Source organism: Stenotrophomonas sp. 96582_Sma, assembly GCF_056480905.1.
This window is the reverse complement of the sequence record NZ_CM151122.1, coordinates 509,816-532,607: the sequence shown is the minus strand read 5'-3', so window position 1 is coordinate 532,607 and position 22,792 is coordinate 509,816. Positions and strand designations below refer to the sequence as shown.

Here is a 22,792-nt window from a genome sequence, read left to right as displayed (position 1 = left end):
TTCAGGTGACCGGCCGCGGCGGATGGATCAGAAGCGGTAATCGAAGCCCAGCGTGAAGTAGCGGCCACGCAGGTCGTACTGGCTGAAGTCGTACGGCGCGCGGATGCCCGGGAACGAGGCGTCGTACGGCGGCGTCTTGTCGGCCAGGTTCTGCACCTTGGCGTACACGGTCAGCTTGTCGATGCCGGTGTAGGCCAGGTACAGGTCGTACTGGCTGTAGCTGCCGACACGCTGCTGCACGTCCTTGGCGGCGGTACTGGCTTCCTGGCGGTAGCTGCTGGTGTAGTACCAGGTCACGGCTGCGTTGAAGTCGCCGTACTTCCAGTCCAGCGTGGTGGTGGCCTTGTCCTTGGGCAGGGTTGCGCCCAGGTTGCTGCCGGCGTAGTCCACCAGTGGGCCACCGACCACGGTCGGGCGACGGTAATCGCGCACGTGGGTATAGGCCGAAGACACGATGAAGTCGCCGAGCGCAGCGGTCGGGATGCGCTGGCGCAGCTCGACGTCGATGCCCGAGGTCTTCAGCTCGCTCAGGTTCTGGTAGCGGTTGTAGACCGCCTGCAGCTTGCCGCGCTCATCGCGCTGCACTGCGCCGGCCACGTTGTCGTTGATCAGGGTCTGGGTGTTGTTGGTGCCGACCAAGTTGTCCAGTTGGATGCGGTAGTAGTCCACGCTCAGGTTGGTGTTGGCCCACGGCGACAGCACCACGCCGAAGTTCACGCTCTTGGTGCGCTCGGGCTTCAGTTCGTTGTTGCCGACGGTGAAGAAGGTGGGGTTCTGGCGCGAGCCCGGCACGTCCGGGTCACGCGGATCGACCACGCTGCCGTAGGCGATGCTGGTGCTGTTGGAGTTCTCCGACAGCGACGGCGCACGGAAGCCCTTCGAGGCGGAGGCACGCACCAGCAGGAAGTCGAGCGGCTGCCAGCGCAGGCCGATCTTCGGCGAGAACGCATCGCCGAAATCATCATAGTGATCGGCGCGCGCGGCAGCGGACAGCTCCAGCGTCGATGCCAGCGGCACGTTCACTTCGGCGTAGGCCGCACTGACCTGGCGCTTGCCGTGCACTTCGGCGATGGCCGGGCGCACCTGCAGGCCGGCGTCGATCTGCCACGGGTTGTTGGAATCGAGCTTCTCGCGGCGCCACTCGGCACCGGCGGCGAATCCGATCTCGCCGGCCCAGGTATGGCCGAGGCTGCCGGAAATCTTCGCATCGATGCCCTGCAGCTTGGACTCGGCCGGACGCAGCGTGGCGATGTTGATCGAGTCGCGCACCGACTGCGGCGTGGCGGCCGGGTTCAGCAGGTTGTAGCTGCCGGTGGCCAGCGCATCGGCCAGCGCCCAGCGGTTGGCGAAGCCACCGGAGACGCTCTCGCGCTCGCTGCTGCGCGCGCCGAACGCTGCGACTTCCCAGTCCCACTTCGCGGTGGTGCCACGCAGGCCGAACACGCCGCGGTAAGCGGTGGAGCGGTTGGTCTTGAGGGTGCCGCCCAGGTCGAAGAAGGTGTACTCGATCGGGATCGCACGGCCGTACGGGTTGTACGGATTGTTGGCCGGCAGCAGCGACGACACCGGCTCGGCCAGGCCACTGTCCGCGTTCAGTGCGAAGCGGCCGCTCTCCAGAGTGAAGAACGGGCTGCTGCCAAACCACGCGGTGCTCTTGATCTGGCTGTACAGCACTTCGCCGAAGGCTTCGACGTTGTCGTTCAGGCGGAAGGTGCCGTTGGCATAGGCCTGGTAGCGCTTGGTCGAGGGAATCAGCGTGGTGAACGGCGCCTGGTTGAAGCCGCAGGTATCACCGGCCAGGCCGTCGATCGGCGCGCTGGCAACGCGGGTGGTACCGGTCGGGCAGTTACCGTTGGCATCGAGCATCGGCACCGACACGCCGTTGACCAGATAGCGCGCACCTTTGGCCGACCAGCCGTTCCAGCGGCCGCCGGGCTTGTCGGTGTAGATGCCGCTCTTTGTCAGGTTGCGTTCGTCCTGATCCAGGCGTTCGCGGTTGTAGCCCTGCAGGCTGAAGAGGATGTTGTAGCCGTCGGTATCGAGATCACCGAGGCCGCCGACGAACTTCAGGTTCTGCTCGTGCAGGCCGCCCTGGTCGGCGCCGCCGAAGCTGCCGCCGATCTCGGCGCCTTCGAAGTTCTGCCGGGTGATGATGTTGACCACACCGGCCACGGCGTCGGAGCCGTAGACCGCCGAGGCGCCATCCTTGAGCACTTCGATGCGTTCGACCGCGACCAGCGGAAGCGCGTTGAGATCAACAAAGGTGTCGGACAGGCCACCGGCCGGGAAGCCGTAGTTGGCCAGGCGACGGCCATTGAGCAGCACCAGCGTGTTCTTCTGCGACAGGCCACGCAGGCCGATGCCGGCCGAGCCGGAGGCCCAGCCGTTGTTGGTGGTTTCGTTGCTGGCGTTGCCGGTGTTCGCCGAGATCGAGCGCAGCACATCGGCCACGGTGGCCTTGCCGGTCTGTTCCAGCTGCTGGCGGCCGATCACCTGCACCGGGTTGGAGGCCTCGGTATCGGTGCGCTTGATGTTGGAACCGGTGACGCGCACGGCGGCCAGGGTGCTGGCTTCGCCACTGGCGTCGGCGGAGGTTTCGGCGGCGGCGGACAAAGGCGCGGCCAGAGCGACGGCCAGGGCCGCCACGAGCAGGGTGTGCTTGGGCATGACGATGTGGGGGAGGTGGTAAGGGCGACGAAGTTCCGCAGTAGTCCATGCCTGGCCGGGGTCCGGCCAATAACATCTCTTCATACGGATATAAGAGAAACTATCATCTCTTCATCCGGATGGAAAGACTGGCTTCACGAAAGTCCAACATCCGCTCAGGCTGGCCGGCCACCTGCGGCGTACAATCGCGTCATGGAAATCTTCAAAGTCTTCATGCTCGAGGCGGCGCACCGCCTCCCCAACGTGCCGCCGGGGCACAAGTGCGCGCGCCTGCACGGCCACTCGTTCCGGGTGGAACTGAAGGTCGAGGGCGAGCCGGGTGCGCAGACCGGCTGGATCATGGATTTCGGCGACGTGAAGGCGGCCTTCCAGCCGATCTACGACCGCCTGGACCATCACTACCTCAATGACATCCCCGGCCTGGAGAACCCGACCAGCGAGAACCTGGCGGTGTGGATCTGGAACGAGCTGAAGCCGAGCCTGCCGGCGCTGAGCGAGATCACCGTGCACGAAACCTGCACCTCGGGTTGCCGTTACCGCGGCCCAACAGCCTGATCAACCCATTGATCTGAAAGGTCCTTCAAAGGCGCCCTGGGCGCCTTTGTTATTTTTGTTGCATTGCCGCATCAACGGCGTATGCTGCACTGCATCAAGCCACTCCCTGATGCCCCCATGGCCACCGCCTTCAGCGATCGCTTCAGTGATGCCACCCGCCAGCTCGCCGCCGCGGCAACGCGCGCGAACCGGTTGGCGTTGGAGAACGCGGAAAGCATGTTCGGGGTGCAGCTGAAGGCGATAGAGCGCAACCTGACCGCGACCGGCGGCTGGCTCGGCGAGCTGGCCCGCAGTGACGACGCGGCCGGGGTGCTCAACAAGGGCGCACAGCTGTGGCAGGACAACCTGCAGCGGCTGGGCCAGGCCCAGCAGGACGTAGTCGGTCTCAGCCTGCAGGCCGGCAAGGCCTGGTCCGAACTGGTGCAGGGCTACAACGAATCAACGGCGGACGCGAACAACCACTGACGCGACGCAACGCTCATTGCGTGGGTCCCTCCCCCCACGCAATCCGGACCCGGCAGATCCCTCCCTCTGCCGGGTCTTTTTTTGCCTGGCGTTCGGATTCCAAAGCGCTTCCTCGTCTGGACTCTCTGCGAGCTGAGGGGCCCCGCCGGGGCGGGCAGGGGCCTGGGCAAATGTCCCCCGGCGCCGGCCGTTGGCCGTCACCTCCTCCTTTACTTTGCCCAGACCCCTGCCCATCCCGACGAGGCTCGGCGTGCGGTGAGCAGAGCGCAGCGCTCGCGACAGCTTCTCAATGAGGCGCCGACGAACTCCGAACGCGGGGCGGATGCCCTTGCGTACGAAGTAAAGGGGGAGGTGACGGCCAACGGCCGGCGCCGGAGGACATTCGTACGCAAGGGCATCCGCCCCGCGCCACGCTGATTCAATCCGCTGCACGCAATGCAGAAACCGCTCAGCGCCCGCGACCACCGTGCCAATGCTGGTGCCACGCCTGGAACATCAGCACGTTCCACAGGTGCGTGTGCCACTTGCGCTCGCCACGCAGGAACGCCTCCCAGATACCGCGCACGCGCGCAACATCGAAACACCCCTGGTTGCGCAACAGCTGCGGGTCCAGCAGCGCCTCCGCCCAATCGCGCAGCGGGCCCGCCAACCAACGCGCCATCGGCGGGCCAAAACCGCGCTTGGGGCGGTACACCAGCGGTTCCGGCAGGTAGCGCGCCAGCAGGTGCTTGAGGATCCGCTTGTGCTCACCATCGTGGTACTTCAGGTGCTGCGGCAGGCGCCAGGCCAGACGCACCACCTCCATGTCCAGCAGCGGCGCACGCGTCTCCACGCCCGCCGCCATGCCCGCACGATCGACCTTGGCGAGGATGCCCTCGGCCAGATCCATGCGGAAATCCAACAGCTGGATGCGCGCCTCGGCCGGCAGCGCGGTGTCCTGCTGCTGGAAGATCGTCATCGGCTCACGTGCGCCCAGCACCACCTGCGCCGGCTGCCGCCAGCGGGTGACACGCTGCAGGTAATGCCCTTCCACATCGTTGGCGGCAACCTCGGCCACCAGCGCACGCCAGCCGCCCAGGCGGCCACGCTCGACGTTCATGCGGTTGCCACTGCGCCGCGCCAAGTCACGCACCCAGTCCGGCAAGCCACCACAGAGGCGTGCATTGCGCAGCGCCCGGCCATAGCTGGGATGACCGAAGAACAGTTCATCGCCACCGTCGCCGGTGAGGGCCACCGGCTTGCGCGCGCCCAGCAGTTCACTGGCCAGCAGGGTCGGCAGCTGCGAGGCATCGGCGAACGGTTCGCACCAGACCTGTGGCAGCCGCTGCAGCAGATCCAGGCCTTGTCGCGCGTCCATCCGGTGCAGATGATGCTGCACGCCCAGATGCCGCGCGACCTGCGAGGCCCAATCGCTTTCGTCGTGGCCGGGATCGTCGAAGCCGACCGTCCAGGCCTCGATCGGCAGCGTCGACTGCGCCTGCATCATCGCGGTCACCAGCGACGAGTCGGTGCCGCCAGACAGGAACGCACCGCAGGCCAGCGGCGAATGCATGCGTGCCGCGATCGCCTTCTGCAACACCACTTCCAGCTGGTCGGTGGCCTGTTCCAGGCTCGGCGCCGGCTGCAGGGGTTCCTGCAGCGCACTCTGCATCGCATCGCGTGCGCACCAGTAGCGCGCGCCCCCTTCCGCCGCCTGGCTGGAACCGCCGGCAGCGTGGTCATCCAGATCGACGCGCAGCACCGCGCCGGCCACCAGCTTGTGGATGCCCCGGTAGATGGTGTGCGGCGCCGGCACATAGTCGTGGCGCAGCAGCAGGCTCAGCGCATCCTGGTCGATGCTCGGGGCGAAACCGGCGAAGGCCTGCAGCGCCTTCATTTCCGAAGCGAACAGGAACTGGCCCTGGAACCAGCCGTAATACAGCGGCCGCTCGCCCACCGGATCACGCGCCAGCCACAACGCTCGCGACTCACGGTCCCAGACGCTGAAACCGAACGCGCCTTCGATACGCGACAGCGCCCGCTCTACGCCCCATTCAACGATCGCCTGCAGCAGCAGCCGGGCGTCACTGCAGCTGCGTGGCAGATCGCGCAGCTGCGACTGCAGGTCAGCCCGGTTGTACAGGCGACCGTCCAGGCACAGCACGTAACGGCCACAGTCCGAGCTCAGTGGCTGCAGCGGGGTGTCGGTCGGCGCCCGGCAATGGCCCAGCGCGAGGCCGGCCTCGGCGTCGGTCCAGTAACCGATGCGGCCCCGGCCACGCTGCTGCAGGGCGCGCAGCATCGGTGCCAGCTGCTGCAGCAGATGTTCGTCCTCGGCGGGCGGCAACCAGGCCCCGACCACGCCGCTCATCGGGCACCTCCGCAGCGGCAGCGGCGGGACGGGTTCAGCAGGCAGGGGGCGGCGAGCGACATGGGAACGGCACGCGGAGCGGAGGAGACTCCATGCTCGGCGCCCCACCTGCCCCGCGTCAGTCGCTTTGCTGTCAGCGATGGTCACCAGACGTATCACGAAGGTAACGTTTTGTAACGGCAACAAGCTATGCTGGACGCCAAGTTGTTGCCAGGCCTGAGGCCCGGCCCGAGCGCCAGCAACCCCGGCTGAATGGCGCCCGCCCCCGGGACCCGGGCGGCCCGCAGGCTGGGATAGCATCGCCGCGCTCGTGCCGTGGCGGTACGTACGCCCCACGGAGGCCTTGAAAATGCTGGATATCGTACTGGTTGAAGACGATGCCCGCCTGGGTACGATGGTCAGCGACTATCTGCAGCGGCATGGCTATCAGGTGGCCCATGAGCGCAGTGGCGAGCGCGCGGTGGCCCGGATCCTGGCCGAGAAGCCGGCCCTGGTCCTGCTCGATGTCGGCCTGCCCGACCAGGATGGTTTCGAAGTGTGTCGGCAGATCCGGCCCCACTATGACGGCATCATCTGTGTGCTGACCGCCCGCACCGACAACATCGACCAGGTGCTGGGACTGGAGCTGGGGGCCGACGATTACATCGGTAAACCCATCGAACCGCGGGTGCTGCTCGCCCGCCTGCGTGCCCACCTGCGCCGCCATCGCCGGGTCGAACCGCGCGACGGCAGCCTGCGCTTCGGCGAGCTGAACATCGACCCGTCCACCCGCAACGTGCACCTGCAGGGCGGCCTGCTGGAGCTGACCACGGCCGAGTTCGACCTGCTGTTCCTGCTGGCCAGCAACGCCGGCCAGATCCTGGACCGCGATGCGCTGCTGCGCGGCCTGCGTGGCATCGCCTTTGACGGCCTGGACCGTTCGATCGATGCGCGCATCTCGCGCCTGCGCCGCAAGCTGGGCGACAACCCTGAACAACCGGAGCGGATCAAGACCGTCCGTGGACGCGGCTACCTGTTCAGCCGCTCGGCATGGGGATGAAGCGCACGCACTCGGCGATGCGCGGCCACGCCTTCCACTTCCTGCGCTACGGCATCGGCTTCCTGGTCGCCCACCTGCTGCTGATCGTGCTGGGCCTGTGGGCCTGGGATGCGCTGCTGGAAGACCGCACCGAAGCCAGCCTGCTGGCCGAGATGCGTGGCACCCATGCGCTGCTGCAGCAACGCTTCGCGGAAACACCACGTGACCAGTGGCCGGCGCTGGCACGAGGGCTCGACGCCGACTTCGCCTATGCCCTGCGGATGGTGCCGCTGGCCGAGGCGGAGAAGGCGCTGTCGACCAGCCAGCGACCGCCGTTCAACAACGGCCGTGTGCAGATCGACCTGGAACACATGCGCAGCCTGCAGCGGATCGGCGACAGAGACTATGCCGTGATGCTGGGGCCACTGGATGAAGCGTTGCCTGAGGAAGGCTGGCAGGACAGCGAAGTGTCCGGCGTGGCGATCCTGCTGCTGATCCTGATGGTGGCCGTGGCGCTGCCGATGTATGTAATGGTCTACCGCCTGTGGCGCGATGTGTCGCAGCTGGCACAGGCGGCGCGGCAGATGCGCGACGGCCAGCTGGATACGCGTGCGCCGCGTGCCGGCACCGCGCTGGTGCGGCCGCTGGCCAATGCCTTCAACCACATGGCCGAGCAGCTGCAGCAGCTGCTGGAGAGCCAGCGCGTGCTGGCGCAGGCGGTCGCGCATGAAGTGCGCACGCCGTTGGCGCGGATGCGTTTCGGCCTGGCCGACCTGGAGGACACCGCGCTGGACGAGATACAGCGCGATGCGCTGGGCGGGCTGCGCACCGATGTCGATCGGCTGCAGCACCTCACCGATGCCGGCGTCGAGTACGCCGCGCTGGGCCGCTGCCATCAGCTGACCCGCCAGCGCCTGCAGCTGGCGGCACTGGTCCGTGGCGTGGTGGCCCAGTTCGCACCGCTGCCGCTGCCGGTACAGCAGGTGCTGTCGCCGGCAGGCCTGGTCAACGTCAACCGGCATATGCTGGAACTGGCGCTGCGCAACCTGCTCGGCAATGCCCTGCGTTACGCACGGCGGCAGATCCGTATCGCCAGCACGGTCAACGACGGCTGGCTGTGCCTGCAGGTGGAGGACGACGGCCCCGGTATCGCGCCCGAACTGCGCGGCCAGGTACTGCAACCCTATGTGCGGCTGGATCCGGGCAGCCCCGGTTTCGGCCTCGGCCTGGCGCTGGTGCAGGTGGTGGCCGACAAGCATGGCGGCCACGTTGAAGTGACCGATTCGGAGCTGGGCGGTGCCTGCATCCGCCTGCACCTGCCGCTGGAAAGCGGCGGTGCCGTGGAGAGCGAGGCGGCCTGCTAGGCCGCCGGCTCCGCGCGCGGCAACGCGAACACGAACAGCGCGCCACGCTCACTGTCACGCAGTTCGATGCGGCGGCCATGCAGCTGCACGATCCGCTGCACGATCAGCAGGCCAAGCCCACCGTTCTCGCCACGCCGTGCGCCCAGCGCGGCCGGCGCCTGGAACAACTGCGCACGCAGCGCCGCTGCCACGCCGGGACCATCATCGGCCACGCTCACCTCGATGCTGTCCGCGGTCGCACGCAGGCACACTTCGATCCGGCCACCTTCCGGTGCGTGCCGCAATGCATTGTCGAGCAGGTTGGTCAGCACGCGCTCGACCAGGCCCAGGTCGGCACGCACCAGCGGCAGGCCGGGCGGGAACGCGGCGTGCAGGCGCTGGTTGCGTGCCTGCGCCGCCAGCTCGAATTTCTGCAGTACGTCCTGCAGCAGTTCCGGCAGCGCGAACACTTCCCACTCCAGGCGCACTTCGCCATGCTCCAGCCGCGCCAGCTCGAACAGCGCGCGCGCCAGCCAACCAACCTTGGCGCTCTGCGCCAGCGCGATACCGAGGTAACGGCGGCGCTCGTCCGGGGACAGCGTGGCGTCCTTCAGCGCCAGCGTTTCCAGGTAGCCGTGCAGCGACGACAACGGCGTGCGCAGGTCATGCGAGATGTTGGCCACCAGTTCGCGCCGCTGCAGGTCCTGCTGGCGCAGCTGCTGCCATTGCTCCCCCAGGCGCTGCGCCATCTGCGCATGTGCGTGTTCCAGGATCACCAGTTCATCGCGCTCACCGGGCCGCAGTGGCTCCGGCGGCGGCAGTGGGGTCGGCGCGTCGATGTCGAACGCCTGGATGCGTCGGGTCAGGCGCCGCAGCGGACGCGTCACCCAGTAGAACGCCACCAGCCCGGCAAACAGGCCGAGGCCCCCCACCAGCACGACTGACCACAGCGTGGTGTTCCATTGGCTGCCCGCGGCAAGATCGTCGGCGAGCATCTGCCGGTGCTCGCCGACCAGCACCACGTATACATAGCCGGCCGGCCGGCCCTGCACGATCAATGGTGCGGCGCTGAACACCTTGCGGCCATCGGCGCTGCGCGGGTCATCACCGAGGATCGGCAGCGGCGCACCGGCCAGCAGGCGACGCAACGGTGCCACGTCCACCTTGTTGCGCACCAGATGCCCACTGGGTGCATCGTGGCCGAGGATGCGACCCTGGTCGTCCAGCAGGTAGACCTCGACGCTGGGATTGACCGCCATCAGCTGGCCGAACAGCGCACGCACCGCCGCATCGCGCATGCCGCTGGTGTCCATCAGTTCGCTGCGCTGGGCGATGTGTTCGGCCAGGCCCAGCGACAGCCGCTGCACCACTTCCTGCTCATGGCGGGTGTTGGCGCGCATCTGCAGTGCCAGCAACGCCATGCAGCACATCAGCATCAGCGCGGCGATCACCGCCGCCAGCTTCTGCCATAGATTGGGCTTGATCATGCCGCCGCCCCGGCCGGGTCGACCAGCTTGTAGCCGCGGCCCCACACCGTCAGCAGCCGCCGCGGGTTGGCCGGGTCCGGCTCGATCTTGCTGCGCAGGCGGTTGATATGGGTATTGACCGTATGCTCGTAACCATCGTGCTGATAGCCCCAGACCTGGTTGAGCAGCTCCATGCGCGCGAACACCTGGTCCGGATGACGGGCGAAGAACAGCAGCAGATCAAATTCGCGCGGCGTCAGCTCCAACGTATTGCCATCCACCGACGCGGTGCGCGCGACCGGATCCAGCTGCAGCCCACCCAGCTCGATTGCGCCGGCATCGATGCGCGCGCTCTGCGCCATCGCCTCGGCGCGGCGCAGCAGCGCGCGTACCCGTGCCACCAGTTCCGGCATCGAGAAGGGTTTTGCCAGGTAGTCGTCCGCGCCCAGCTCCAGGCCGACAATGCGCTGGGTTTCGCTGCCGCGCGCGCTTATGATGATGATCGGCACATAGCGCGCCATCGCGCGTGCACGCTGGCAGACCTGCAGGCCGTCGACACCGGGCAGCATCACGTCCAGCACCAGCGCATCCCATGGGCCGTCCTGCTCGAGCAGGCGCAGGCCGGCGTCGCCACTGGCGGCATGGGCGACGTCGTAGCCCTCATCGCCCAGATGCATGCGCAGCAGGTCGGCGATGTGGGCATCGTCTTCAACGATCAGCACGCGTTTGGTGGACATTGGCAGCTCGGGGCCAGTGGGGAAGCTGGCTGCATTGTGGCGCGGGACGGCCGCCGATACCTCACGAAAAATTGAATCCTGCGTGAGGATTCGTTGACCCGGGCGGGCGCAGCATGGCCCCGTCGCCCCTTCCCGGAGTCCGCCATGTCCCTAACCCGCCGCCATCTGTTGGGCCTGGGCGGTGTTGCCACCGCCGCCGGCCTGCTCGGCCTGGGGGCCTGCAGCCGCGCAGCCCCGGCCGCCGCCGAAGCGCGTCCGTCGCGACAGTTCGAGGTCATGCACAGCGATGCGCAGTGGCGCCAGCAACTGACCCCGGCGCAGTACGCGGTGCTGCGCCAGCAGGCCACCGAGCGCCCGTACAGCAGCCCGCTCAACAAGGAACATCGGCAGGGCACTTTCGCCTGCGCCGGCTGTGCGCTGCCGCTGTTCTCCTCCTCCACCAAGTTCGAGAGCGGCACCGGCTGGCCCAGCTTCTGGGCACCGCTGCACAACGCCATCGGCGAAGACCGCGACGTCACCTTCGGGATGCTGCGGGTGGAGGTGCACTGCCGCCGCTGCGGCGGCCATCTCGGCCATGTGTTCAACGATGGGCCACGCCCGACCGGGCTGCGCTACTGCATGAACGGTGCGGCGATGGTGTTCGTTCCCGGTGCCCCTGCTGGCACTGCCGACGGCTGGCGGGTGCCGGTCGGTTCTTCCCCTGCTTCCGGAGCCTGACGATGCTGCTGTTGCTGCTTGCCTACCTCGGGGGCGCGCTGACCCTGCTCAGCCCCTGCATCCTGCCGGTGCTGCCGTTCGTGTTCGCGCGTGCCGACCGTCCATTCCTACGCAGCACGCTGCCGCTGCTGCTGGGCATGGCGCTCACCTTCACCGTGGTCGCCAGCCTGGCCGCCGTAGGCAGCCAATGGGTGGCGCAGGCCAACCAGGTCGGGCGCTGGATTGCCCTGCTGCTGATGGCGCTGTTCGCGGTCGCCCTGTTGTGGCCACGGCTGGCCGACCATCTGCTGGCGCCGTTCCAGCGTGTGGGTGCACGCTTGAGCGCACGCGCCGATGCCGCGGACGCCGCAGGACGTGGCGGCGCGTGGACCTCGCTGCTGATCGGCGTCGCCACCGGCCTGCTGTGGGCGCCGTGCGCCGGTCCAATCCTCGGCCTGGTGCTGACCGGTGCTGCCCTGCATGGCGCCAGCGTCGGTACCAGCACCCTGCTGCTTGCCTATGCATCGGGTGCGATCACCGCGCTGGCGCTGGCGGTGTGGGTCGGCGGCCGGGTGTTCCGTGCGCTGCAGGCGCGGCTCGGCCTCGGCGATGTCCTGCGCAAGGTGCTGGGTGTAGCCGCGCTGCTGGCCGTCGTAGCGATCGGCCTCGGCTGGGATACCGGCCTGCTGACCCGTCTTTCGACGGTCAGCACCGCGCGCATCGAGCAAAGCCTGCTGGACGCAGTACCCGGCGCGCAGCCGGCGGCACCGCCGATGATGATGATGGCCGGCGCCAATGCAGGTGCCGATGCACCGCTGCCGGTGGAAGGCACCCTGCCCGCGCTGGACGGTGCCACCGGCTGGCTCAACAGCCCGCCGCTGAGTGCACAGCAGCTGCGCGGCAAGGTGGTGCTGGTCGATTTCTGGACCTACTCCTGCATCAACTGCCTGCGCGCGATGCCGTTCGTGCACGAATGGGAACGTCGCTACCGTGACCATGGGCTGGTGGTGCTCGGCGTGCACACGCCGGAGTTCGCCTTCGAACGCAACCCGAGCAATGTGATGAAGGCGGTGCAGCAGCTGAAGGTCGAGTACCCGGTGGTGCTCGACAACCAGTACACGATCTGGCGCGCCTTCAACAACCGCTACTGGCCGGCACAGTACTTCGTCGACGCGCAGGGCAACATCCGCGGCCATCAGTTCGGCGAGGGCAACTATGCGCGCTCGGAACAGATGATCCGTCGCCTGCTGACCGAAGCCGGGCAGACCAACTTGCCACCACCGGCCGATCCCGCTGCCGCCGACCTGAAGGGCGTGGCCGTGCAGGCCGACATGGGCAACCTGCGTTCGCCGGAAACCTACCTGGGCCACGCCCGCGCCGAGCAGTTCGCCTCGCCCGGCGGGCAGCGCAGCGACACCGCGTTCGACTACACGCTGCCCACCACTCTGGCGTTGAACCAATGGGGACTGTCCGGGCGCTGGACCGTCACCGACGAGGCCGCACAGCTGCAACAGGCCGGTGGCCGCATCGCCTTCCAGTTCCACGCACGTGACCTGCACCTGGTGCTGGCACCGAACGAGGACGGCAAGCCAGTGCGCTTCCGCGTCTGGCTGGATGGCAAGCCGCTGCCCGCCGCCGATGCCGGCAGCGATGTCGGCGCCGATGGCAGCGGCGTGGTCAACGAACACCGCCTGTACCAGCTGGTGCGCCAGCGCGGCGCGGTCGGCCCGCATCGCTTCGAGATCGAATTTCTCGATGCGGGCGTGCACGCCTATGCCTTCACCTTCGGTTGAAACGGGAGCACACGATGAAACTCTCTTTTGAACAAGGTATCGCCGCCGGTGTCGCCGGCTTGGTAGCTACTGCATTGATCGCTGGCGTGCTGCTGGTCGACCACGGCGCAGTCGCGGCACCGCTGGAAGCCAGCGCGCAGGCCAAGGCACTACCGGCGCCCAGCGGCGACGCCGCGTTCCGCGATGACGCCACCCATGCCAGCGTGGTGTTCGCCGGCGGTTGCTTCTGGGGCGTGCAGGGCGTGTTCCAGCACGTCAAAGGCGTGAGCAATGCGGTGTCCGGCTACATCGGTGGCAGCGCGGCCAATGCGCGCTATGAGCGCGTCAGCGGTGGCCAGACCGGTCATGCCGAGGCGGTGAAGATCGACTACGACCCGCGCCAGGTCAGCTATGGCCAGCTGATGCAGGTGTTCTTCTCGGTGGTGCACGACCCGACCCAGCTCAATCGGCAGGGGCCGGACCAGGGCAGCCAGTACCGCTCGGCGATCTTCAGTGATGACGCACGCCAGCAGGCGGCCAGCCGCGCCTACATCGCCCAGCTCGGCCAGGCCGGCAGCTACCGCGCACCGATCGTCACCCAGCTGGTCAGCGGCCAGCACTTCTACCCGGCCGAGAGCTACCACCAGAACTACATGACCAACTACCCGCAGGCGGCCTACATCCGCTACTACGACGCACCGAAGCTGGCGGCACTGGGCAAGCAGTTCCCGGCGCTGTACCGGCGCGACGCGGCACTGGTGCCGATGCGGTAACGACCCGGGTAGTGCCGGCCGCTGGCCGGCTCCTGCGGATCTGGGGATCGCCGGCCAGCGGCCGGTACCACCTCCAAAAAAGACGCACGGCCATCCAGCCGTGCGCTTGGGAAGTATCGGCCGTGCCCCGATCAGGCCCGTCCGACAACGACATGCTAGGCTCGCCATCATCATGGGTACAGAACCAGATGGCGGGAAGTTCGATGGATACAGATGACCAGAGCGCGATGATCCCACCCCGCTACCAACGGCTGTCCGACGAACTGGCCGAGGCCATCCACGGCGGACGTCTCCCGGTCGGCAGCCGCCTGCCTTCACTGCGGCAGATGGCCCTGCAGCGAAGGCTCAGCCTGAACACGGTGATCGCGGCCTATCGCCAGCTGGAGGACGCCGGCCTGGTCATTCCGCGGCCCAAAGCCGGCTTCGAGGTCGCGCCGCGATTGTCGGTGCCGGAACGTTCGCTGCGCGACACGCCGTCTGCGCCCACCGCGCCGCTGCAGCAGGTGTTGATGGCTCGCGTGCTGGAGGCACAACGTCGCTCCGGAGTGATCGACCTGGCGTTCGCCGGTCCGCGCGGTCGCCAGTTCTATCCGGGCGCACAGCTGGCCCGTCACACCGCGCAGGTGCTGCGTCACGGCCAGCAGACGGTGGAGACCTACGCGCGCCCCAACGGTTCACCCCGGCTGCTGGCGCAGATCGTGCGCCGTGGTCCACGCATGGGCCTGCACACCCACAGCGAGCGGCTGCTGCTGACCCACGGCGCGATGGAGGCCCTGCAGCTGGCGTTGCGTGCGGTTACCCAGCCCGGTGATGCGGTGGGCATCGAGGCGCCGTCCTACTTCAACCTGTACCCGTTGCTGGCCAACCTCGGCCTGCAGGCCATCGAGCTGCCCACCCACCCGCAGCACGGCCTGGATGTCGATGCACTGGAAGCGATGCTGGAGCACACGTCGCTGGCCGCACTGGTGGTGATGCCGACCGTGCACAATCCGCTGGGCTGCACCATGCCGACACCCGCCAAGCAACGCCTGGCCGAACTGGTCAACGCTCTCCAGCTACCGCTGATCGAAGATGCGGTGTACGCCGAACTGCAGTTCTGCGAGCCGCCGGCACCGCTGCTGAAGGCGTTTGATCGCGATGGCTGGGTGATGGTGGTCGGTGGTTTCTCCAAGACGCTGGCGCCGGATTACCGCATCGGTTGGCTGGACGGGGGGCGCTTCGCCGAGCGCATCGCACTGCTCAAGTTCCAGTCCACCGGTGGCGAACCGCAGCTGCTGGGCGATGCGGTGGCGGCGTATCTGGAAGCAGGCAGCTACGAACACCACCTGCATCGCATGCGCCGGCTGTACCGCGAACAGGTGGGACGGCTGCGCCAGCTGGTGGCCGAACACTTCCCGGCCGGCACCCGTGCCACCGAGCCGCAGGGCGGCTTCCTGCTGTGGCTGGAACTGCCGGGCGTGGATACGCGTGAGCTGTTCGAGCGTGCGCTGGCAGAGGACATCGTGTTCATGCCCGGCCAGGTGTATTCACGTGGTGCGCGCTATCGCCACTGCCTGCGGCTGTCGTGCTGCCAGACGCTGGATGCGCGCTTCATCGGTGCGGTTGAGCGGCTCGGTGCGATCGCGAAGGAGCTGGCGGCTGCGGCACGGTAACGCCGGCCGCTGGCCGGCAACCTCGGGATCGCCGAGTGGATGCAGTTGCCGGCCAGCGGCCGGCACTACCCAGGGTCACTCGAGCAGGTACGCGCTCAGTGCTTCGCCATCCACTCCCGGCAGATACGGCAGCCGCCCCCAGCACGGCATCGGCAGGCGCTGCTGCAACGTCGCGATGTTCTCATCCTGGCGCTGCATCACCGGGTCGATGTGGTTGCCGATCCAGCCCAGGCACTCCACGCCGCTGGCCTGCAGCGACTGCGCGGTCAGCCGCGCATGGTTGACGCAGCCCAGCCGCATGCCCACCACCAACAGCACGGGCAGCTGCAGTGCGCGCACCAGATCAAGCTGGTCGAGCGTGGCCGAGACCGGCGCCAGCCAACCGCCAACGCCCTCCACCACCACGACATCGGCCTGCGCACGCAGGCGCGCGAACGCGGCCACGATCTGCGCCAGCTCCACCTGCACGCCATCCTCGGCAGCGGCCAGCTCCGGCGCCAGCGGTTGCCGCAGCGCGTACGGGTTCAGGTCGGCATAGTCCGGCACCGGCCAACTGGCCGCCTGCAGCGCCAGCGCGTCCTCGTTGCGCAGGCCCTGCCCCAGATCTTCACTGCCACTGGCCACGGGCTTCATGCCGACTGCGCGCAGGCCGCGCCGGCGCAGTGCATGCAGCAGCGCGGTGCTGGCCGCGGTCTTGCCGATCTCGGTATCGGTGCCGGTGACGAACAGGGCAGGCGGCAGCGTGGCGGGCAACGGCATCGATAAGCTCCAGCGGGGCAACAGAGCGTGCATTATCGCCGGCCCGGCGTGCTTGCTAGACTGCGAGCATGTTCGCCAATGCCTCGCTCACCGGCAGCAAGCCGGAACAATACGCCCAGCTGCTGGAACAGGCCCGCGGCCTGGTCTACGCCGAGTCCGACCGCATCGCCAACGCGGCCAACCTCTCCGCACTGGTCTATCACGCTCTGCCCGACCTGAACTGGGTGGGCTTCTACCTGTACGACGGCAAGGAACTGGTGGTCGGCCCGTTCCAGGGCCTGCCGGCCTGCGTGCGCATCCCGCTGGACAAGGGCGTGTGCGGTGCCGCCGCCAGCCAGCGCGTGACCCAGCGCGTGGAGGACGTCGATGCCTTCCCCGGCCATATCGCCTGCGATTCGGCCTCGCGTTCGGAACTGGTGGTGCCGCTGCTGCGCGGCGATGAACTGATCGGCGTATTCGACATCGACAGCCCGAAGGTCGGCCGCTTCGATGCCGATGACCAGGCCGGCCTGGAAGCCATCGCCCGCGTGTTCGTCGAGGCGCTGGGATGAGCGCACCGAAGCTGCGCAACATCGGCCCCAAAAGTGCAGCCTGGCTGCGTCAGGTCGGCCTGCGCAGCCGCGAGGATCTGGTTGCGATCGGCGCGGTCGGTGCCTTCGTCAAGGTCAAGCGCGCGGGCTTCAAGCCCAGCCTGAACCTGCTCTATTCACTGGAAGGCGCGTTGCTGGACTGCCATTGGCAGGAACTGAGCGAGCCGCAGCGTGAGGCGCTGGTGCAGGATTATGAGGCGCGCATCGCCGCGCATCCGTTGAAAGCGGCCGGCCCGGCCTCGGGACCGGTGCATGAGCAGCGCTTCGACACCGATGATGACGCGGAAGACAGCGTGGCGGAGAGCGCCGACGAGGATTGACCGGTAGCGCCGGGCCATGCCCGGCGAGCGCGTAGCGCGGGTGATGTGGAATTCGCCGGGCATGGCCCGGCGCTACCGGATTCGTCAGGGCTGCTGCAGCTCCAGCAGTTCGCCCACCAGCCCGACCTCGCCGCGCTCGAGCCACACCCGCAGGCGTGTGCCGTGGTCAATACGCAGGGCCCAGCACAGCGACATCGGCAGGCCGCAGACCTGCGACAGCACCATGCGCAGCGGGCCGCCGTGGCTGACCACCAGCGTCGGCACCGGATCGTCATCATCCAGCAGGCGATCCAGCGCGCGCGCGATGCGCCGCTCGAAGTGGCCCCAGCTTTCGCCGTTCGGCGGCGGGAATGCATGCGGGTCGGCATGGAAGGCCGCCAATGCGTCCTCCGGCAGGTCGAACAGCGACTGCCCGTCCCAATCGCCGAAATCCAGCTCTTCCCATTCCTCGTCCGCTTCCACGTCCAGCCCGCGCGGCGTGGCCAGGGCCATCGCCGTGTGCAGCGAGCGCAGCCGCGGCGAACTGATCACCCGCTCCCAGGGCTGCGCAGCGTAGGCGTCGACCAGTTCCTGCGGCAGGCGGGCCAGCTGCGGTGGATCGCTGCGGCCATCGAGGAACTCATCGCGACCGTTGCCGGCATGGCGGACCAGGTCGAGGATCATGCGTGCGTCCTGTACAGGCAACGCGGGAACAGCGGAAAACGGGCGGACATCGGCAACGGCACCACGGGATCGAGGGACCATTCTAAGGGCACAGCAAAGGCAGTCGAGCACGCTCGACACTACGGGCCGCCTGCGATGCCGTAGACTGCGCGCACTTCCAGGTGACCTGCGGCCACGGCCGGCAGGTTGAAACGGGAAGCCGGTGACGCGTGATTCCACGCCAGGCCGGCGCTGCCCCCGCAACGGTAAGCACGTCAGTTCCAGGCAACAACGCCACTGTGCCGCAGGCATGGGAAGGCGCCTGGACGGTGGCCTCGCGCCACCCGGCGGCAAGCCCGGAGACCGGCCAGGAAGCCTCAGGTCGCGATGCGGTGGGCATGGCGCTGGATGACCGCAGCCTGCGCTGCGGCGTCGGCGCATGCCTGCCTTCGCGGCTCCTCCCCTTCGCCACGCGGGCGTGCGTGGTACCTGGAGTCCCCCATGAAGCTGCAGTCCCGAATGCTGTCCCTGGCCGTGCTGGCCGCCCTGCCCGCGCTGGCCCAGGCCACCGATGACACCACCGCGCTCGACCAGATCCTGGTTACCGCCACCCGCACCCCGATCGCCCTGCAGGACAGCATCGCGCCGGCCCAGGTGATCGACCGCGCGCAGATCGAATCCAGCCAGGCCACGTCGCTGCAGGAACTGCTGCGCGGCCGCGCCGGCATCAACCTGACCAACTCCGGCGGCCTCGGCAAGCAGAGCTCGCTGTTCCTGCGCGGCACCAACTCGGGCCACACCGTGGTGCTGGTGGATGGCGTGCGCATCAACAGTGCCGACCTCGGCCTGGCCATGTACCAGGACCTGCCACTGGCGCAGATCGAACGCGTGGAAATCGTGCGCGGCCCGCAGTCCAGCCTGTACGGTGCCGACGCCATTGGTGGCGTGATCCAGATCTTCACCCGCCGCAACCAGGGCGATTTCGCTCCGCACTTCCAGCTCGGCGGTGGCAGCAACGGCCTGCGCGAAGCCAGCGGCGGCATCGGCGGTGGCACCGAACGCGGCTGGTTCGGCGCCGACATCGCCTACCAGCATTCCGACGGCATCGATGCCTGCCGCGGCTCCGCCTCGGTGTTCACCGCGGGCTGCTTTGCCGACGAGCACGACCGCGACGGCTACCGCAACCTGTCCAAGAGCCTGCGCGGCGGCTACAGCTTCAACGACCAGTGGACCGTGGAAGGCAGCGCACTGCGCGCCGACGGCAAGAACCACTACGACGGTTACTACAACTATTCGGAAACCCGCCAGCAGGTGCTCGCTGGCAAAGTGCGCTACACCCCGTCTGAACGCCTGGCTTTCACAGCCAACGTCGGCCGCAGTGACAACGAGTCGGACAACTTCGGCGCACCGGGGGTGTTCGGCAGCGCCCAGACCCATCGTGACAGCGCCTCGCTGCAGGGCGACTTCGGCGTGGCCGAGGGCCAGCTGCTGAGTGCAGGCGTGGATTGGAGCGAAGACAACCTGGACGGCAGCAGCGCCGGATATCTCGTCGACAGCCGCCGCAACACCGGTGTGTTCGTGCAGTACCAGGGTCGCTTCGGCCGCCATCAGCTGCTGGCCAGCGCGCGCAATGACGACAACCAGCAGTTCGGCAACCATGCCACCGGCAGCGTGGGCTGGGCGATGGAACTGGAGCACGGCCTGCGCGTCAATGCCAGCTACGGCACGGCGTTCAAGGCGCCGACCTTCAGCGACCTGTACGACCCGTGGAGCGGCGTGCCGACGTTGAACCCGGAGAAGTCCAAGAGCGCCAACCTCGGTGTTTCGCAGCAGGGCCAGGGCTGGCACTGGGGCCTGGACGTCTATGAGACCCGCATCGATGACCTGATCACCTACGATGCGTCCACGATGAAAATGCAGCAGGTGGAGAAGGCGCGCATCCGCGGTGCCGAGCTGACCGGTGGCGTGCTGTTGGCCGGTTTCGACATCAACGCGCAGCTGAGCTACACCGACCCGCGCAACCGCACCCATGGCAGCACCCAGTTCGACAACTGGCTGCCGCGCCGTGCGCAGCAGACCGCGCGCCTGGACGTCGACCGCCGCTTCGGTGACGTCCGCGCCGGCCTGACCGTGCAGGGTGCGGGCAAGCGCTATGACAACGCCAGCAACTCGGTGAAGGTTGGCGGCTACGGCACGCTGGACCTGCGCGCCGAGTACGCGCTGACGCCGTCGTGGTCGCTGCTGGCGCGCGCCGCCAACGTATTCGACCGCACGTATGAAACCGTGGCGTGGTTCAACCAGCCGGGCCGCGAGTACCAGCTGAGCGTGCGTTACCAGCCGAAGTGACCGCGACGGTCATGGCAGTGCCGGCCGCTGGCCGGCACTACCATGACCTTCGGCAACGCATCCCGGGTTGCCGGCCAGCGGCCGGCACTACCCAATGCGCCGATCCGGGATTGCCGGCCAGCGGCCGGCACTACCCATTTCGTCAGCCCGGGTTACCGGCCGGCGACCAGGGATGTCCGTTGCATCAGCCCTGCAACCCCGGCAACTCACGCAGGTCGTCGATCACCGCCACCGCATGCGCGGTGGCCAGGTCCAGGCCACGCGGATAGCCGTAACGCACCAGTGCGATCGGCATGCCCGCATCTTCGGCGGCGCGGTAGTCGGTCAACGAATCACCCACCATCAGGCATGCGTCCACCGGCAGCCCGAAGTGCGCGGCGACGTGCCGCAGCGGTTCACCACTGGGCTTGCGCTGCGGCAGGGAGTCGCCACCCAACACCAGCGCGAACGCATCACCGATGCCCAGGTGCTGCAGCAGCGGTGGCACCAGCGCTTCGGGCTTGTTGGTGCAGATCGCCAGCGGCACGTTGCGCGCACGCAGCTGCGTCAGCGCTTCGGCCACGCCATCGAACAGGCGCGGGCTGCGCAGCAGGCACTCACGGTAGTGCACCATGAACACCGGCATCACTTCGGCCAGGTCGACTTCGCGACCGGCGGCATGCACGGCCTGCTCGACCAGGCGGCGCACACCATCTCCGATCCAGCCCAGCACCGTGGCTTCCGGCACGCGTGCCACACCGATGTCCTCCAGCGTGCGGTTCAGTGCTTCGGCGATATCGGCGGCGCTGTCGACCAGCGTGCCATCAAGGTCGAACACGACCAGCGGATAGGGATACGACAAGGGACGGCACCTGCATGACGTGGGGCCGTCCATTGTACGCCGCTGGTTTTTGCGCCGATCCGCCTCAGCCGATCCGGCGCGCGCGGGTCGCCAGGAAGGTGGGCAGATAGCGATCGATCAGGAAGCGCGGCTGCGGCTGCCAGTCTTCCATGAAGCGATCGATGATGAAGCCGGCATCGAGCTGACCACCGATCAGTTCGGTCAGGCTGTGGCCGAAGGTCAGCGCGTCACCCCGTGCCAGCTTCGCCTCGCGCTCGGCCGGCGCCAGGTCTTCCAGGTCCGAATAGGGAATGGCGTACTGTGGCCGGATCAGGCCTTGTGCATCCAGCTGCGGATCGCGCGCGCCAACGAACAGCACCGGGTTGTAGAAGCTGGCCATCAGCATGCCATCGCGTGCCAGCACGCGGCGGCACTCGGTCCACACCGGGCGCACATCAGGCACGTACAGGTTCGAGATCGGGTGGAACACCACATCGAAACTGTCGTTGGCAAACACGTGCAGATCGCGCATGTCGCCCTGCACGGTGCGCAGCTGCAGGCCATCGCGCGCGGCGACCCTGCGGTCCTGTTCCAGCTGCCCGTCGGAGAGATCGAACACGGTGACGTCAGCGCCCGCAGCGGCCAGCACCGGTGCCTGCTGGCCACCGCCCGAGGCCAGGCACAGGATGCGACGGCCGCGCACATCACCCATCCAGTCCAGTGGCAACGCGCGGGGCGTCAGGTGCACCTGCCAGCGGCCTTCGCGCGCGGCGGCAATCGTTGAACTTTCCACCGGGCGCGACCATTCGCGCACTTCGCTGGCCTGGCGGTCCCAGGCAGCACGGTTGTGGTCGATCAAGGCCTGTCCATGGTTCATGTGTTCTCCTTGCCCGGTGGGCGCCAATCCAGATCCTGGAAGGCCGGGCTGGCGAAGCACTCGGCCAGGAAGTCCAGGAATCGCCGCATGATAGCGGGCTGCTGGCGCCGTGACGCGTACACGGCATGAATGCCGAGTTCGTCCAGGCTGAATTCGGGCAGCAGTTCGATCAGTTCGCCACTGCGCAGCAGCGGCGCCACCTGGTAGGTCGGCAGCATGGCGATGCCGGCACCGGCGCGCACCGCCTCCAGCAGCAGCGAGGCCTCGTTGGCACTGATGTTGCCACCCACCGCCACCGACAGCGAACGCCCATCGCGGTGCAGCTGCCACAGGCTCTTGCCGACGTAGTGGTGGGTCAGGCAGTTGTGCGCGGCCAGGTGCTCGGGGGCGGTCGGTGTGCCACGTGCCTGCAGGTAGGATGGCGTCGCGCACAGCACCGAGCGGCAGGTGGCCAGCCGCCGTGCGATCAGGCTGGGATCGATCTGGCGCGCGATGCGCACGGCCAGGTCCACCCGCTCCTCCACCAGGTTCACCGTGCGGTCGACCAGCAGCAGCTCGATGCGCGCCGCCGGATGGCGCGCGACGAAGCCGGCCACCGCCCGCGCCAGGTGGCTCTGCCCGAATGAGACGCTGGCGGTCACCCGCAGCGTACCGTGCGGCTCGGGATCATCACTGGCCAGCTCGCCCTGCAGTTCTTCGCCGATCGCCAGCATCTGCCGGAAGCGCGCCAGCGCTGCCTCGCCGGGGCCGGTCAGGCTGACCCGGCGCGTGGTCCGGTGCAGCAGGCGTGCGCCCAGCCAGCTCTCGACCTCGGCCAGGTAGCGGCTGACCATCGCCCGCGACATGTCCAGCACCTCGGCGGCGGCGGTGAGGCTGCCGCGCTCGGCCACCTCGACGAACACGGTCATGGCGGTCAATCGGTCCATATGCTCGATCCATGCAAC

Annotated in this window: 20 protein-coding genes and 1 riboswitch; of the genes, 11 read left to right on the top strand and 9 right to left on the bottom strand. The window is 68.0% G+C overall.

Annotated features, from left to right (window positions below; all coding sequences use genetic code 11):
- Positions 1-27: 27 nt before the first annotated feature.
- Positions 28-2,667: a TonB-dependent receptor gene (locus tag ACZK2R_RS02450; RefSeq protein ID WP_180837568.1), complete on the bottom strand. Its 2,640-nt coding sequence runs from the start codon at positions 2,665-2,667 to the stop codon at positions 28-30.
- 192 nt (positions 2,668-2,859) lie between these two features.
- On the opposite strand from ACZK2R_RS02450, the gene queD reads away from it, so the two are divergent.
- Both queD and ACZK2R_RS02440 read left to right on the top strand, forming a co-directional pair.
- Entirely contained in the window at positions 2,860-3,222 is a 363-nt protein-coding gene (queD, locus tag ACZK2R_RS02445) for a 6-carboxytetrahydropterin synthase QueD (RefSeq protein WP_005407953.1), read from the top strand.
- 117 nt (positions 3,223-3,339) lie between these two features.
- Positions 3,340-3,687 carry a phasin family protein gene (locus ACZK2R_RS02440; protein WP_180837567.1) on the top strand — a complete coding sequence of 116 codons (348 nt, stop codon included), beginning with the start codon at positions 3,340-3,342 and terminating at the stop codon, positions 3,685-3,687.
- A 448-nt stretch (positions 3,688-4,135) separates the two neighbouring features.
- Here ACZK2R_RS02440 and asnB read toward each other — a convergent pair whose 3' ends face one another.
- Entirely contained in the window at positions 4,136-6,037 is a 1,902-nt protein-coding gene (asnB, locus tag ACZK2R_RS02435; protein ID WP_180837566.1) for an asparagine synthase (glutamine-hydrolyzing), read from the bottom strand.
- 349 nt (positions 6,038-6,386) lie between these two features.
- On the opposite strand from asnB, the gene ACZK2R_RS02430 reads away from it, so the two are divergent.
- Positions 6,387-7,076, top strand: a complete 690-nt coding sequence (locus ACZK2R_RS02430; RefSeq protein ID WP_010484092.1) for a winged helix-turn-helix domain-containing protein — start codon at positions 6,387-6,389, stop codon at positions 7,074-7,076.
- Positions 7,073-8,419 (top strand): ATP-binding protein, encoded by a 1,347-nt coding sequence (locus ACZK2R_RS02425; protein WP_478487741.1) that lies wholly within the window; start codon positions 7,073-7,075, stop codon positions 8,417-8,419. The genes ACZK2R_RS02430 and ACZK2R_RS02425 overlap by 4 nt, the downstream gene beginning before the upstream one ends.
- On the opposite strand, the gene ACZK2R_RS02420 is transcribed toward ACZK2R_RS02425, so the two are convergent.
- Both ACZK2R_RS02420 and ACZK2R_RS02415 read right to left on the bottom strand, forming a co-directional pair.
- Complete coding sequence (locus ACZK2R_RS02420; RefSeq protein WP_478487739.1) at positions 8,416-9,885, bottom strand: sensor histidine kinase; 1,470 nt, start codon at positions 9,883-9,885, stop codon at positions 8,416-8,418. The genes ACZK2R_RS02425 and ACZK2R_RS02420 overlap by 4 nt on opposite strands.
- Positions 9,882-10,601: a response regulator transcription factor gene (locus ACZK2R_RS02415; protein ID WP_014645826.1), complete on the bottom strand. Its 720-nt coding sequence runs from the start codon at positions 10,599-10,601 to the stop codon at positions 9,882-9,884. Before ACZK2R_RS02415 ends, ACZK2R_RS02420 begins: the two co-directional genes overlap by 4 nt.
- Positions 10,602-10,745: 144 nt before the next feature.
- Here ACZK2R_RS02415 and msrB point away from each other — a divergent pair, with 144 nt between their 5' ends.
- The 4 genes from msrB (at position 10,746) to ACZK2R_RS02395 (ending at position 15,494) form a co-directional block, all read left to right on the top strand.
- On the top strand, positions 10,746-11,318 hold the full coding sequence (gene msrB / locus ACZK2R_RS02410; protein WP_125892475.1) for a peptide-methionine (R)-S-oxide reductase MsrB: 573 nt from the start codon (positions 10,746-10,748) through the stop codon (positions 11,316-11,318).
- Positions 11,319-11,320: 2 nt separating this feature from the next.
- Complete coding sequence (locus ACZK2R_RS02405; protein ID WP_180837564.1) at positions 11,321-13,090, top strand: cytochrome c biogenesis protein DipZ; 1,770 nt, start codon at positions 11,321-11,323, stop codon at positions 13,088-13,090.
- 14 nt (positions 13,091-13,104) lie between these two features.
- The gene (msrA, locus tag ACZK2R_RS02400; protein WP_049398354.1) at positions 13,105-13,842 is read left to right on the top strand and encodes a peptide-methionine (S)-S-oxide reductase MsrA; all 738 of its coding nucleotides are present in this window, start codon (positions 13,105-13,107) and stop codon (positions 13,840-13,842) included.
- 203 nt (positions 13,843-14,045) lie between these two features.
- The gene (locus tag ACZK2R_RS02395) at positions 14,046-15,494 is read left to right on the top strand and encodes an aminotransferase-like domain-containing protein (RefSeq protein ID WP_180837563.1); all 1,449 of its coding nucleotides are present in this window, start codon (positions 14,046-14,048) and stop codon (positions 15,492-15,494) included.
- A gap of 75 nt (positions 15,495-15,569) precedes the next feature.
- Here the strand turns inward: ACZK2R_RS02395 and bioD are convergent, their stop codons facing one another.
- On the bottom strand, positions 15,570-16,253 hold the full coding sequence (gene bioD, locus ACZK2R_RS02390) for a dethiobiotin synthase (protein WP_180837562.1): 684 nt from the start codon (positions 16,251-16,253) through the stop codon (positions 15,570-15,572).
- 68 nt (positions 16,254-16,321) lie between these two features.
- Here bioD and ACZK2R_RS02385 point away from each other — a divergent pair, with 68 nt between their 5' ends.
- Together ACZK2R_RS02385 and ACZK2R_RS02380 are read left to right on the top strand one after the other, a co-directional pair.
- Positions 16,322-16,804 carry a GAF domain-containing protein gene (locus ACZK2R_RS02385; RefSeq protein WP_005407940.1) on the top strand — a complete coding sequence of 161 codons (483 nt, stop codon included), beginning with the start codon at positions 16,322-16,324 and terminating at the stop codon, positions 16,802-16,804.
- Entirely contained in the window at positions 16,801-17,163 is a 363-nt protein-coding gene (locus ACZK2R_RS02380; RefSeq protein ID WP_125892467.1) for a TfoX/Sxy family protein, read from the top strand. The genes ACZK2R_RS02385 and ACZK2R_RS02380 overlap by 4 nt, the downstream gene beginning before the upstream one ends.
- 84 nt (positions 17,164-17,247) lie before the next feature.
- On the opposite strand, the gene ACZK2R_RS02375 is transcribed toward ACZK2R_RS02380, so the two are convergent.
- Positions 17,248-17,826 (bottom strand): histidine phosphatase family protein, encoded by a 579-nt coding sequence (locus tag ACZK2R_RS02375; protein ID WP_032128728.1) that lies wholly within the window; start codon positions 17,824-17,826, stop codon positions 17,248-17,250.
- Positions 17,827-17,968: 142 nt separating this feature from the next.
- A riboswitch (cobalamin riboswitch) is annotated at positions 17,969-18,191 on the top strand.
- Positions 18,192-18,306: 115 nt separating this feature from the next.
- On the opposite strand from ACZK2R_RS02375, the gene btuB reads away from it, so the two are divergent.
- Positions 18,307-20,151 (top strand): TonB-dependent vitamin B12 receptor, encoded by a 1,845-nt coding sequence (btuB, locus tag ACZK2R_RS02370; protein ID WP_180837561.1) that lies wholly within the window; start codon positions 18,307-18,309, stop codon positions 20,149-20,151.
- Positions 20,152-20,335: 184 nt separating this feature from the next.
- Here the strand turns inward: btuB and gph are convergent, their stop codons facing one another.
- The 3 genes from gph to ACZK2R_RS02355 form a co-directional block, all read right to left on the bottom strand.
- On the bottom strand, positions 20,336-20,992 hold the full coding sequence (gph, locus tag ACZK2R_RS02365; RefSeq protein WP_180837560.1) for a phosphoglycolate phosphatase: 657 nt from the start codon (positions 20,990-20,992) through the stop codon (positions 20,336-20,338).
- A gap of 64 nt (positions 20,993-21,056) precedes the next feature.
- Complete coding sequence (locus ACZK2R_RS02360; RefSeq protein WP_032128731.1) at positions 21,057-21,848, bottom strand: class I SAM-dependent methyltransferase; 792 nt, start codon at positions 21,846-21,848, stop codon at positions 21,057-21,059.
- Positions 21,845-22,774: a LysR family transcriptional regulator gene (locus tag ACZK2R_RS02355; RefSeq protein ID WP_164080451.1), complete on the bottom strand. Its 930-nt coding sequence runs from the start codon at positions 22,772-22,774 to the stop codon at positions 21,845-21,847. Before ACZK2R_RS02355 ends, ACZK2R_RS02360 begins: the two co-directional genes overlap by 4 nt.
- Positions 22,775-22,792 lie beyond the last annotated feature (18 nt).